The sequence below is a fragment of the Mesorhizobium sp. P3_A10 genome (genome assembly GCF_056403175.1).
On sequence record NZ_JBFUFZ010000002.1, the window covers coordinates 48678 to 62009 of the forward strand.

A 13332-nucleotide genomic window follows, 5' to 3' on the forward strand; every position below is an offset into this window, starting at 1 on the left:
TTGCGATAACATGACCGGGTGCTACATGGTCGCCGCACCAAGGAGGGTCCCGGAGCGTGACCACGCCGGTTCCATTGGCTAGCCCGATTTTGCCCAGCAGCAGTCCGGCGAAGTCTGTTGCGGAGCGGCGTTATCTCACCATCCTGTTTTGCGACATGGTGGGATCAACCGAATATGCCGACCGCATGGATCCCGAGGATTTCCAACGCCTGATCGAGAGCTTTCTGCAGACCTGCAGCAGCGTCGTGCGGCGCCACAAAGGTGTGACGGCCAGCTACATCGGCGACGCCATCCAGGCCTATTTCGGTTATCCAATAGCTGGCGAGGACGACAGCGAGTTCGCGGTGCTGGCGGCGCTCGAGATCGTCGATGCGGTGGCCACCATCTCGGCAAACCAGGAATATCCGTTGCAAGTGCGGGTGGGTATCGCGAGCGGCCAAGTCGTGGTGGGGGAGTTTGTCGGCGCGCCGAGCGGCGTGTCCACCGTCGCCTTCGGCCACGTCGCGCATCTAGCGGCACGGCTGCAGGTACTGGCCAAGCCGAATACGATCCTTGTCGACGCGGCGACATTCGAGGCGGCGAGCGGCGCGATTGATTTCACCAAGTTCGGCAAACATGAGCTGAAGGGATTCGCCGAACCAGTCGAGGTTTGGCAGGTGCAACGGCAGCGCATGGTGCCGACCCGCTTTGCAAAGCGTGCGCATATGACCAGGCTGTGCGGCCGCAATGCCGAATTGCGACTGCTGATGGAGCGCTGGGAGACCGTCGTGCGCGACAGGCGCGGCAATGCGGTGTGGGTCTCGGGAGAGTCGGGAATCGGCAAATCCCGGTTGCTCAACGAGATCCAGCAGCGCCTACGCAGCTTTCCGCAGCTGACCATGCAATGCTCTCCGACCTTTGAGAACAGCACCCTCTATCCATTCCTCGCCGAATTGCAGAGGATCGCAACGATCGAGGACGATGACTCGACGGAAGAAAAGCTGCGAAAGCTGAGCAACGCATTGTCGATAGGCTCGGTGTCCAGCGACGTCGCGCTGGCGATCTTCTCGAGCCTGCTCGGCATACCAACGACCACGCCGGACAGGCTCGACGGGATAAGCGCCGAACGGCAGCGCAACATCGCCGAGCAAGCGTTGATGGATCTCGTCAGTTATCTGGCGCGCACTACCCCGATCCTGATCCTGTTCGAAGATGAACAATGGGCCGACGCCACCTCACGCGAGCTTCTCGACAAAATCGTCGGCAGCCTGGCTGCGGCTCCCGCGCTGCTGCTTGTATCGAGCCGGAACACTGCAAGCGTTCCATGGTTCAACAGGCCGGATGTGCATCACATCAGGCTTGAAGCGCTCGGTCGCGAGGATGCCGAAGCGATTGTCCATGACATCAGCCCGAATGCGCTCGACGCTGATGTGTCAGTGGTGCTCGATCGCAGTGAAGGCGTCCCGCTCTATATCGAAGAGCTTACTCGGAGCGTGGTCGAAACAGGACTGCGGCTGGACGCATCGCAGCCTAAGCGCCTGTCACTCACGAACAACATTCCAAACTCCCTGCAGTTCTCGCTGCTTGCCCGCCTCGACAGGCTGGGGCCAGCCAAGGAAGTTGCGCAGATCGCAGCGGCGATCGGCCGCAAATTCGAATTCGAAATACTGCGCGAGATTTGCGATTGGCCCGAAGCGGAGCTGCGCAGCGCAGTTGGCGACCTGATGCGCACGGGGCTGATCGCAGCCGAGCGAGGGACGGCCGGCGCGGGCTTTTCGTTCACCCACGTGCTCCTGCAGCAGGCCGCCAGGGGCACGATGCTGCACGAACGTGCGCAGCAGGTTCATCGATTGATTGCCGAATGCATCGAACTGCGCGACCACAACGCGGCTTTTGCCCGGCCCGAAGTGCTCGCTGAGCATTTCGCCGACGCAGGTCTGTTCGATCGCGCCGCCGACTACTGGCTGCTGGCAGGGGTGAAGGCGGCCAAGACTTGGGCAAAGGCTGACGCAGTGCGTACCTTCAGGAAGGGGCTTGAAGCCGCGAAACTCTTGCCCGAATCCGATGATCGCAGCCGCAGGCTGCTTCGCTTCGAACTGGAGCTGGGCGACGTGCTCTACGCCGCGCAAGGCTACGTGACGGGCGAAGGCAGCGCCGCATATCAGCGGGCCATAGCACTGAGCGGGAAGCTCGGCGAACCGGAATCGACGATCAGGGCGCTCGACGGGCTTTTCGGAACCCACTTCAACTCGGGCCAGTTCGGCAAGGCCCTTGCGGCCAGTGATGAGTTGATCCGGGTTGGCGAGGATAGCGGCTACCTGAACGCGCTCGTCATAGGTTTGCAGTTCAAGGGGATGACCCTGTTCTGTCAGGGCGAGTTGGTGGCGGCCCGGCAATATCTCGAGCGCGCTCTCAGCCACAAGGACAGCGCGGACAAGGTCGGCAGCGACTTTCCGAGCATGGCCATGATCTACCTTTCCTGGACCTTGCATATCCTGGGATATCGCCGTCAGGCGCTGAACCTCTACCTCGAGGCGGAGGCGACCGTTCGGCAGCAGTCCCCGTATCGCTTGGCCGCCTGCCTGGGAAACGGGTGCGTGTTGTTCGCTTTCCGCGAAGAGAGCAGTTTGATCGCTCGACTGGCGGATGAACTCCTGCCGCTGGCGCAGGAGAACGGCTTCAATCTCTGGGCAAGGGTGGCGCGCTTTTTTGGCGGCCTGGCTGCATCGGCCCTCGATGACAATCTGGCGGGAAGCCACATGATGGCATTGACCGAAAACGATCTTGAAGATCAGGAGGTCGACAAGTCGTGTTATCTAGGTTTGCTCGCCAAGGCTTTCATGAACTCCGGGCAATTCGACATAGCGGCAGAGACCGTTGAGAAAGGTCTGCGCGAGGCCGAAAAGATCGGCGAGCATTACTTTACAGCTGCCTTGCTTCGCATTCGCGGTGAAATCGAACTTGCAAATGGAACAGGAGACAGAGCAGCGGAGGCTTCTTTCCGCGAGGCGATTGCCTTTGCGCGGCGGCAGAACGCCAGAAGCTGGGAGTTGCAGGCGACCAATAGTCTGGCGAAGCTATTACGGTCACAGGGTAGGTTCGAAGAGGCCCGTGCGGAAGCGCGGGAGGTCAACGATTGGTTCATCGCAGCAGACGTGGCGTAATCAACAGTGCATTGCGTCTCTGCCGCCAAGTTCGACGAGCGCCGCTTCGGCGACATCACGATCCTGGCCCTGGCAGAGTATCGGGACTTGTCGCGCTGCCATACAGGCTCTACCGCAACCCGGTCGGGATGTTCGGCGTCGGCCTATCTGGCCTTTTCTGTTCAAGCAAAGACTTCCTCTGGCATTACCCCGCCTAGCGCCACCTTGCCGCCGGACCTTCAGCCAGGGCGCCAAATGAAAGGCGCTCATCGCAGGTACATGGGCACCATGCCCCTATGGCCAAGCACCCTGCCCGCCCCATACAGAGCATGGCCGCATCGCCGCTGAAAACACAGGTCAGCAGCGTCATGAGCGCGAAAGTCGGCGCGGCCGCCAGCGATAGCAAATCGGCTGCGCCGAGGGCGACCTCGCCGGTGCCGTCTGCATAGGCTCGCTCATGGTCTCTTTCCCGGTTGCCGCGGAGGCTGAAGCCCTCCCCGCAAGGGCCAACAAGGGGCGGGCAAGATGCGCCGCCCAGACACACTCCAGAAACAAAATTCAACAGTTCGGAAAAACTGGCGAAAAGATCGGATGGCATAAGCGTCCGCAGTCGGGATTCCGGATTCTTCCTTTTTGGAAGCTTCGGTCCTCCATCAACAACTCGCAGCGGCGGCAGAACCGAAAATCCCTGCTCGAGCGGCGGCATGAACAGCCGGGCGATGCCCGGCCAGGACGAGAAAGTATGGAAATGGACCACGGTCTCGATATCGCCGGACTGGACAGCGACGCGGCAACCCCGATCACACAGCCCGACCTGCCAAGCATCAACACGCTGGCAAGGATCGCTCACGGTCCGGCAAGGATCGCGCACGGACAGGTCCTGACGGGCGCCGACTTTGCCCGGCATGGTCTGCCGGGTGAGCGGCTCGATAGGGTCTTCGAGCAGCTCGCCGTAACGTTCGCCGCGTTGCCGGCGGTGATCTCCGACGGGCGTGTCTGGACGTATCAGGAGCTGAACAGCCGTGCCAACCAGTTCGCCCGCATGCTCATCAAGCACGGCGTGCGGCCGGGTCACCGCGTCGGGCTCATTCTCGACCGCTCGGCGGAGACCTATGTTGCGGTGCTGGCGGTGATGAAGGCGGGTGCTGCCTTCGTGCCGCTGGCCACAGCGTTTCCTGAGGAGCGGATGACGCTCATCATCGAAGACGCCGGCGTCAGCATGATCGTCACCATCGCCGCCTATGCCTCGCGCGCCGGTCAACTGCCGGTTCCCCATGTGCTGATCGACAGCGCCGCCGTCGAGATCTCCGCACAGTCGCACGCGCCGCTGAAGCTGCAGGCGAAGATCGCCGACGACACCTGCTACATCCTCTATACCTCAGGCACCACCGGCAAGCCCAAGGGCGTGGTCATCACGCACCAGAGTTTTGTCAACTTCATACGGGTCGCCGCCTCCTCCTACGGCTACCGGCCGGGCGATCGTGTCTATCAGGGCATGACCATTGCCTTCGACTTTTCCTCCGAAGAGATCTGGGTCCCGTTCGTCGCCGGCGCGACAGTCGTGCCCGCACCTGGCCAGATGCCGCTCGTGGGAGAGGAACTGGCGGATTTCCTGCGCCACCATGACATCACCTGCATGGCCTGCAGCCCGACCTTGCTGTCGTCGATGACATCAGACGTGCCCAGCCTGCGCACGCTTTTGGTGGGCGGCGAGGCCTGCCCGCACAATCTGGTGGTGCGCTGGTCGAAGCCGGGCAGGCAGATCCTCAACACCTATGGCCCGACCGAAGCGACCGTCACCGCGACGATGGGGGCGCTGACGCCGGACAGTCCGGTGACCATCGGCGCGCCGTTGCCGACCTACTCGATCGTCATTCTCGACGCGTCGCTGCCGCAACTTGCCGAGCCAGGCGAACTGGGCGAGATCGGCATTGCCGGCATCGGGCTCGCCGTCGGCTATCTCAACCGTCCCGACCTGACCGACCAGAAATTCATTGCCGATTTCGTCGGCCTGCCGAACAACCCGTCGCAGCGCATCTACCGCACCGGCGACCTTGGCAGGATCAACGACAAGGGCGAAATCGAATATGCCGGGCGCATCGACACGCAGGTGAAGATCCGCGGATATCGCATCGAGCTCGGCGAGATCGAGGCCGTGCTGCTCGACCAGCCCGAGATCGCCCAGGCTGCCGTCACCACCTGGGAGATCGAGCCCGGCCGCGTCGAGCTCGTCGCCTACTACGCAGCCAAGGCCGGCCAGCCGGCGATCTCGCGTGCCGATCTCGCCCAGACGATGAAGCGGCGGCTGCCGGACTACATGGTGCCCTCCTATTTGGAGGAACTGCCTGCCATCCCGATGACGGTCTCCAACAAGGTGGACCTGCGCCAGCTGCCGAAGCCGACGAGCGTTCGGCTTTCGGCCGATCGCGCCATGGTGCCGCCCGCCAATGACGACGAGCGTTTCCTGGCCGATGCCCTGGCGACGGTCCTGAAATTCGACGCGGTGTCCGTCGAGGATCACTTCTTCGACGATCTCGGCGCCAACTCGCTGCTGATGGCCCATTTCTGTGCGCGCGTGCGCACCAGGAAGGAATGGGCGACGACGTCGATGCGCGACATCTATCTCTATCCGACAGTGGCGCGGCTGGCCCAACATCTGGGCGTGGCGCAGGAGTTGACGACGGCCACCAACGAGCCGGTTCTCACCCGCCAGGCCTCGAACCTCGCCTACTGGACCTGCGGCGCCGCGCAGCTTTCGTTCTACTGCCTCTACAGCTACGTGGCATTGTGGGCGATCAATGACGGCCTCAACTGGATGTATGACGCGCTCGACGAACCGCTGGAGCTCTATTTCAGGTGCGTGGCGCTTTCGGCCGCCGTGTTCTTCGGCATGTCGGGCTTTGCCGTCCTGGCGAAATGGGTGCTCATCGGCCGCTGGAAGGCCGAGGCGTTTCCGATCTGGGGCCTGCGCTACTTCCGTTTCTGGGTCGTCAAGACGTTGATCCGCACCGCACCCGTCGTGCTGTTCCGCGGCAGCCCGCTCTACAGCCTCTATCTGCAGCTGCTCGGCACCAAGCTCGGGAAAAACGCCGTCATCGAATCGAAATCCGTGCCCGTCTGCACGGATCTCATTTCCATCGGCGCCAACACCATCCTGCGCAAGGAATCGATGATTCTCGGCTTCAGGGCCCAGTCCGGCTATATCCATACCGGGCCGCTGACCATCGGCCGCGATGCCTTCGTCGGCGTCGGTTCTACGCTCGACATCGACACCAGGATCGGCGACGGCGCCCAGCTCGGCCATTCGTCCTCGCTGCATCGCGGGCAAAGCATCCCGGACGGCGAGCACTGGCATGGATCGCCGGCGGTGCCGACCACGGCGGACTATTGCAAGGTGCGCAATATCAATCCTTACCAGGTCCGGCGCTTTCTCTATGAAGCCCTTCAGCTGATCGGCTTGTTTGGCCTTGTCACCCCGCTGCCACTCTTGTTCCACAGCTACTGGGAATATGTCGGCGACGACTATCAGGAGACGATCGGTCTTGTCGCGATCGGCACCACGGTCACGCTTTTCGGTTACATCGCGGCCGCCTTCCTGGCGGCGACGCTGGTGCCGCGCCTGGCAAGCCTGCTGCTGAAGCCAGGCCGCACCTACACGCTTTACGGTTTCCGCTACTGGCTGCAGACCGTGTCCGAGTTCTCCAGCAACTCTCGAGTGCTGGGGCTGTTGTTCGGTGACAGTTCGGCCATCGTGCACTACATGCGCGCCATCGGCTGGAATCTCAACAAGGTGGTGCAGACCGGTTCCAACTTCGGTTCCAACCAGCAGCACGACAATCCGCTTCTGTGCGAGATCGGCACCGAGACCATGGTGTCGGACGGGCTGTTCATGATCAATGTGCACAAGTCGGCTTCCGCGTTCCGGCTGGAGCCCACCCGCATTGGCGAGCGCAACTATCTCGGCAACAACATCTACTATCCGCCGGATGGCCGCACGGGCGACAACGTCCTGCTCGGCACCAAGGTGATGGTCCCCATCGATGGCCCGGTGCGCGAGAATGTCGGCCTTCTCGGTTCGCCTGCCTTTGAAATCCCGCGCATGGTCAACCGCGACAAGGAGCTTATCGCCGGCATCGACGAAGCCGACCGGCGCCAGCGCATTCCCTACAAGAACCGCCACAATCTGGTGACGATCCTGCTGTTCCTGGCAACGCAATGGGTCATGCTGTTCGTCACGCTGGCGATCTGGGACCGGGCGCTGAACTACTATACCGAATGGGCGGAAGTCGCTCTCTTCGCCGCCGTGCTTTTGACCTCAGCAATCACCATTCCGTTCTACATCCTGGTCGAGCGGGCCAGCCTTGGTTTTGGCCGGCTGAAGCCACAGATGACGACGATCTATGACGTCGCATTCTGGCGCCACGAACGCCACTGGAAGCTGGCGGATTCGCCGATCGTGCGCCTGTTTGCCGGCACGCCGTTCCGGCCGATGATCCTGCGCCTGCTGGGCGTCAAGGTCGGCAGACGGGTCTATGACGGCGGCAGCAACCTGACCGAGCGTTCGCTGGTGGAGATCGGCGACGACGCCACCCTCAACGAGGGCTGCGTCATCCAGGCCCATTCGCTGGAAGAAGGCGCGTTCAAGTCCGATTTCATTCGCATTGGCAAGGGCTGCACGCTCGGACCTTCTGCCTTTGTCCACTATGGCGTCGTGATGGGCGAAGGGTCGATGGTCGATGTCGACGCCTTTGTGATGAAGGGCGAAGAGCTGGAGCCCAATTCGATATGGCGGGGCAACCCGGCCAAGCTGCATCGGTTCGTCGAGCCGGTCACGCAAGATGGCGCCAAGGCATCGACTTGATGAGCGCGGACATCCGTCTGGTTTCGGTGACCGGGGCCAACCGGGCCCTGGTCGCGGCCCTGGAACTGGCCCCGGATCAGATGGATTTCGTCGCCAGCAATGCGGAGTCCCTCGACGAAGCCGAAACTGACCGGGACGCACAGCCGCGAGTCGTCATGGCTGGCGAACGCGTCCTCGGTTTCCTGATGTACGAGGCAGACGACGACGAGGCGCGGATCTACCGCTTCATGATTGATCGCGCCCATCAGGGCCGAGGCTACGGCAAGGCCGCTTTGCGTGAAGTGCTGGATGAAATCATCGGGCTCGGCCACATCAGGCACGTTTCGATCTGCTACGAGCCTGGGAATGAAGCGGCGCGCCACCTCTATCGCGCTGCCGGTTTCGTCGAAAAAGGGCTGGACGAGGACGGGGAAATGATCGCCGACCTCGCTTTGCCTAGACGGATCGACCAGCCGTGACACGGCTGCTCGACGGCGGCGCGAGCCTGTCAGCGCAGCTGCAGGCGGCCATGGTCACCATGGCGCCGATCGGCGTTCGGATCGGCTGCCGCACGATACGCGAAGGCGATGAGAACCACCTGCTGCCCGAGGAAGCACGCTCCATCCCGTCGCGCCAGCCGATGATGCGGCGAGCGAGCGGCGCGGCGCGGTGGATCGCGCGCGGGCTGCTGGCGAATATGGGCCTGAACGACGTCGCAGTTTTGCGCGCATCATCCGGCGCGCCGGTATGGCCCCCCGGAATAACGGGGTCGCTGGCTCACGACGACGAAACGGCTGTGGCGGCAGTCGCGCCCATTGGCCATATCGCCGCGCTCGGTATCGACGTCGAGCCCGCCCACCCCTTGCCCGACGACATCTTCGCGCTCGTTGCAATCCCTGCTGACCGGACCGACATAACCGACCGACATCTTGCTGGTCGCATCCTCTTTGCCGCCAAGGAAGCTGTCTACAAGGCCGCCTACCCGCTTGATCGCGAGGTGCTGGGCTATGAGGACATCACCGTCGATCTCAACGCAGGCGCTGCGATGACGAAGACAGGCCGCAGAGCGAGACTGGTTTACTGCGTTGCTCCGCGCGTCGTCGTCCTGGCGTTCGTCGACGGTGGCCGAGGTTCGTCCCTGTAAGCACGAACGGGATTCGCCAGCCCCCGACAATGCCACGCGCCTCCCCAGTGCATTATTTTTTCGAAGAGCGGTCGCAAAGGGCTCGCACGGTTCGTCCTCCGACAGAAGAAGGAGAGCGCCATGAGAAAACTTATTGTCACCGAGTTCATCAGCATCGATGGCATCGCCGAGGTCGAGAATCTGCCGGGCGTGACCTGGAACGATGAAATGCAAAGGTTCAAGGAGGACGAGCTTGCCGACAGCGGCGCCATGCTTCTAGGGCGCACGACCTATGAGATTTTTGCCAGCTCCTGGCCCAAGGAAACTGGAGACTTCGCCGACCGGTTCAACGCGCTGCCGAAATATGTCGCGTCGACGAGCTTGAAGGCACTCGACTGGAAACCGGCCGAGCTGTTGAAGGGCGCGCTACCGGAAGCGGTCCGGACCCTGAAGCAAGGCAGCGGCGGCAACATCTATGTGCATGGTAGCCTCAGCGTCGCGCAGGAATTGCTGCGCCATGGTCTGGTCGATCGCGTCAGGCTGCTCAGCTACCCCGGCGCTGTCGGCAAAGGCAAGCCGCTGTTCCCGCCCAGCGAGCAAGTGCCGCTTGAGCTGATTTCGGCCACGCCATTCGGCAACGGCGTGGTGGCGCTTGAGTATGCGCCTGCAGCAACGCGGCCATAGGGCGGGCCGCGTTTCGCCAGGGATCGCGCCGTCTTGCGCTCGGCCCCGCGCGCAAAACCGCGGGAATGGCCGTCGAAGCGGCCAGCGCCGCGGGTGGCCAAGGCCAGACCGTGGATCGTTCAAATTTAACTAAACTTTTATTAAACTATATGGGATCACCCTTGGCGCGCCTATAGTCTCAGACGGCGGATCACAGGGGATGCCGCATGGCGCGAAGCCCGGAAACGAAACTCGACGAACACAGCTTGATAACGTCGATATTGGTCAAGAGGCATCGAGCGGAAGCGCCCGATATTGTCGACGCCGACGAACTGAAGGAGCGGACGGCAGAGCTCGCACTTGTCCTTGACATCGCTCACCAGGCATTCGCCAGGAAAGGGCCGGCAGGACCGATAGTCGACCGTCTGGCAGGCCGACTCCACGAGCTTCGCAGGCAGTCGGCACCCGCGGTCTGGCAGGCACTCATTCCCCTGGCCCAGCAACATCGCGTTGCCAAGTATTTGATGCAGGATCCGTTCACGCGGTGGTCCTTCGAAAAGCCGCGCGGCTATTCCGGCGACGCGAGCCTGCTGGACATTTACTACAAGCACCCCAGCGCGGACGAGATGGTGGCTTCGTCGACCCCGCTTGGCCAGGAGATCTACGCCTATACCAGCGAGGCGGCGAGTTCTGCTGCCGGACGCGAGCGGCGCAACATCCTCGCCAAAACGGTGGACGAAACGGCTCGCCGGGTCGACAATGCCGAGGTGCTTGCGATTGCCTGCGGTCACCTACGCGAAGCCGAACTCTCCGAGGCGCTCTCCGAGGGGAAATTGAAGCGCTGGATTGGACTGGACCAAGATCCTGTCAGCGTCGACATCGTGAACCGCGATTTTGCCGGCACGGTGGTAGAGGCTATGGAAGGCTCCGTGCGCGGCATTCTTCGCCGCGCCTACCCTCTTGGCGCATTTGACCTCGTCTATGCGTCGGGTCTCTACGACTATCTGGCGCCCGCTATCGGCATCCGCCTGTTTCAGCGAGCCATGGAACTGGTCAAGCCTGGCGGCGAACTGCTTTTTGCTAATTTCAGCGACGAGATCACGACCGATGGCTACATGGAAACCTTCATGGATTGGCCGCTGATCCTGCGTTCGGCTGACGATATGTGGGACATCATCAATGCCGCGGTCGACAGGAATCGCGTCGAAGCTGACGTGTTCTACGGATCGAACCGAAACATTGTTTACGGCAAAGTCCGCAAAGCGTGATCCCAGAGCGTGGACGGCAGTGATATTCCGGGTCGGCTTGTGACACCAGGCGCGCAACTCCGAGCGCCTTGGTTTCTTTCGTCGAGGGCCATGAGGTCGAGAATTCGGGTTGAACGTCGGGCAACCGCCGCCGTCTGGCTGTCATTCAAACAAATTTAAGAAAAATGTCCGGGTCGCGCGAAACATTCCGTAAGGCCGCCTCCTTATAATTGTGATTTTCGTGAGGCTTGGCGCGACCGCGGCGCGGAACATCAGCGCTATCTTATGAAACGGGGCGTAGAATCCTGTCCAGCCGGAGCGAATCATTAGGATCAGTGCATGACCCAAACGTTGGCCGATGTGGTTGAAGACGAAGTCCTTCAGCAGCGGCAAGAGCCACTCCCGGGAGACCTGCGCAAGCTTTACCGAATGGAGGGCGAGAGTGCCCGCAGAAAGGCTGCCCGGCAGGGGCTCTGGCTCGCGGTTGCGTGCTATCTCTCGTTTTCCGTCACCGACATACTGCTGATCCCGGATGTCGCGGCTTACACGATCGGCGCGCGCTGTGCGGTCAGCGTAATCGCGCTCGTCGTCCTCGAAACACAGTATCGCCTGGGGTTCAAAACCGAAGGGCTTGATCTCACTTGCGCGGTCGCCCTGGTTTCGGGCTACATAGGCTGGCTGATTCCGGCGATAACGACGGGATACACCGAGAATTTCTCCTACTTCATGATTTTTGGTTCCATCTTCATGATGGGCGCCAACCTCTTCTTTCGCTTCCAGTTTGTGCTTTCGATTGTATCGTCTGGGCTGGTCCTCGCCGCGTTCTTCGTCGCTCTGTATTTGTTTCCTGCGACCTTGTCTTACCAGATCGCCCTCGGGACATTCTACATTTCGTGCTTCACGTTTACCTCCTACGTGAACTGGAAGCTGAATGGGGAGCGTTACAACGTCTTCCTCAATGCGCTGGAAGCCAAAATCCAGCACAAGGAGGCCACCGAACGCGGACAGGCGCTGCTCAATCTGTCGAGAACCGATCCACTTACAGGCCTGGAGAACCGGCGCGCGATTGACGAGAAGCTGCGGGACTACTGGAGTGGTTGGCAGAGGTCCGGCAACAGTTTTGTGGCGATCCTCATCGATGTCGACTTCTTCAAGAAGTACAATGACTGTTACGGCCATCAAGAGGGCGACCGCTGCCTGATCCTGGTCGCCAACGCTCTTAGCGATATGATCAAGCAGCACAATGGCTCGATCGGCCGCTACGGCGGCGAGGAATTCATTGTCCTGGCTCGCCTGGACGAGAAAGAGCAGGTCGTGGATCTTTCGGAAGCCATTCGCCGCACGGTGGAGGATCTGGCACTTACCCACGAACTGCGGCGGGACGGCATCTCGGTCGTGACGGTGAGCGTTGGCGCTGCATTCACCCGGCTGCAGACCGGTGCCAAGCTGGAGAAGATCATCCACGAGGCCGATCGCGCGCTTTATCTGGCAAAGGCCGGCGGACGAAATTGCGCCCGGCTGTTCGATCCATCCGATCCCCAGAGCAGTGACGAGAGTGAGAACATTGCGGCTTTGCTGAAGATCGCGATCGGCCAGGACCTCGTTTCACTCGTCTATCAACCGATCCAGGATGTCGCGTCGGGCCGAGTCGAGGCGGTGGAGGCTCTGATGCGCCTCAAAATGCTGGACGGCACATCGGTTCCGCCGAGCCTGTTCATTCCCGTCGCGGAACGAACCGGCGCAATCCTGGAACTCGGGCGCTGGGCAATAAGGACAGTGTGCGCCGAACTCCTGGCGGACGATCACGTCGCCGTCGTCAGCGTCAATGTCTCTCCAATCCAGCTCAAGACACCCGGCTTTGCCACCTCCGTTGCAGCCATTCTGGTCGAGACCGGCGTGGCTGGCAGCCGGCTGGCCTTCGAACTCACCGAGGGGCTGGAGATCGAGATGCACTCGGACATTCTCCGCTGTATCAGCGACCTCAAGCTGCTGGGGGTCAGGATATGGCTCGATGATTTTGGGACGGGCTTCGCGGGTCTGTCATGGCTTCGCCTGATCGATTTCGATACGGTCAAGATCGACCGCTCTTTTCTTCACGACTGCGCCTCGCCAAGGGGCAAGGCCATGCTCCAGGACATTATTGCCCTGGTCCGAAATCGCGGCCACAAAATCCTGGTCGAAGGGGTGGAAACCGACGAGCAGATGGCGCTCATGCGTGATTTCGGCATAGACAAGATCCAGGGCTATCGTGTCGGCCGCCCCGCTCTGGCCAAGAGTTTCCAGACGAAACTGGCCGCCCGCAAACCCCCACTCGTTATCCTCAAGTCCGCATGACAG

The 13332-nt window shown here is 61.6% G+C and carries 8 protein-coding genes; 7 read left to right on the top strand and 1 reads right to left on the bottom strand.

Annotation, left to right across the window (positions count from 1 at the left end):
- The first annotated feature begins 56 nt into the window (after positions 1-56).
- Entirely contained in the window at positions 57-3143 is a 3087-nt protein-coding gene (locus AC1DXU_RS06940) for an ATP-binding protein (RefSeq protein WP_477366183.1), read from the top strand.
- A 193-nt stretch (positions 3144-3336) separates the two neighbouring features.
- Here AC1DXU_RS06940 and AC1DXU_RS06945 read toward each other — a convergent pair whose 3' ends face one another.
- Entirely contained in the window at positions 3337-3879 is a 543-nt protein-coding gene (locus AC1DXU_RS06945; protein WP_477366186.1) for a hypothetical protein, read from the bottom strand.
- Here AC1DXU_RS06945 and AC1DXU_RS06950 point away from each other — a divergent pair.
- The 6 genes from AC1DXU_RS06950 (at position 3871) to AC1DXU_RS06975 (ending at position 13329) form a co-directional block, all read left to right on the top strand.
- Complete coding sequence (locus tag AC1DXU_RS06950; RefSeq protein WP_477368868.1) at positions 3871-7983, top strand: Pls/PosA family non-ribosomal peptide synthetase; 4113 nt, start codon at positions 3871-3873, stop codon at positions 7981-7983. The genes AC1DXU_RS06945 and AC1DXU_RS06950 overlap by 9 nt on opposite strands.
- Positions 7983-8441 (top strand): GNAT family N-acetyltransferase, encoded by a 459-nt coding sequence (locus AC1DXU_RS06955; protein WP_477366189.1) that lies wholly within the window; start codon positions 7983-7985, stop codon positions 8439-8441. The genes AC1DXU_RS06950 and AC1DXU_RS06955 overlap by 1 nt, the downstream gene beginning before the upstream one ends.
- Positions 8438-9106 (top strand): 4'-phosphopantetheinyl transferase family protein, encoded by a 669-nt coding sequence (locus tag AC1DXU_RS06960; protein ID WP_477366192.1) that lies wholly within the window; start codon positions 8438-8440, stop codon positions 9104-9106. Before AC1DXU_RS06955 ends, AC1DXU_RS06960 begins: the two co-directional genes overlap by 4 nt.
- A gap of 120 nt (positions 9107-9226) precedes the next feature.
- The gene (locus AC1DXU_RS06965; protein WP_477366195.1) at positions 9227-9769 is read left to right on the top strand and encodes a dihydrofolate reductase family protein; all 543 of its coding nucleotides are present in this window, start codon (positions 9227-9229) and stop codon (positions 9767-9769) included.
- Between the two features lie 206 nt (positions 9770-9975).
- A complete protein-coding gene (locus tag AC1DXU_RS06970) occupies positions 9976-11016 on the top strand; it encodes a class I SAM-dependent methyltransferase (RefSeq protein WP_477366198.1) in 1041 nt (346 codons plus the stop codon).
- A gap of 318 nt (positions 11017-11334) precedes the next feature.
- On the top strand, positions 11335-13329 hold the full coding sequence (locus AC1DXU_RS06975) for a putative bifunctional diguanylate cyclase/phosphodiesterase (RefSeq protein WP_477366201.1): 1995 nt from the start codon (positions 11335-11337) through the stop codon (positions 13327-13329).
- Positions 13330-13332: the final 3 nt, after the last annotated feature.

Excerpts from the sequence above, each read along its gene's own strand:
- AC1DXU_RS06950 (WP_477368868.1), top strand. The coding sequence starts at position 3,871 with ATGGACCACGGTCTCGATATCGCCGGACTGGACAGCGACGCGGCAACC.
- AC1DXU_RS06955 (WP_477366189.1), top strand. The coding sequence starts at position 7,983 with ATGAGCGCGGACATCCGTCTGGTTTCGGTGACCGGGGCCAACCGGGCC.
- AC1DXU_RS06965 (WP_477366195.1), top strand. The coding sequence starts at position 9,227 with ATGAGAAAACTTATTGTCACCGAGTTCATCAGCATCGATGGCATCGCC.
- AC1DXU_RS06970 (WP_477366198.1), top strand. The coding sequence starts at position 9,976 with ATGGCGCGAAGCCCGGAAACGAAACTCGACGAACACAGCTTGATAACG.
- AC1DXU_RS06975 (WP_477366201.1), top strand. The coding sequence starts at position 11,335 with ATGACCCAAACGTTGGCCGATGTGGTTGAAGACGAAGTCCTTCAGCAG.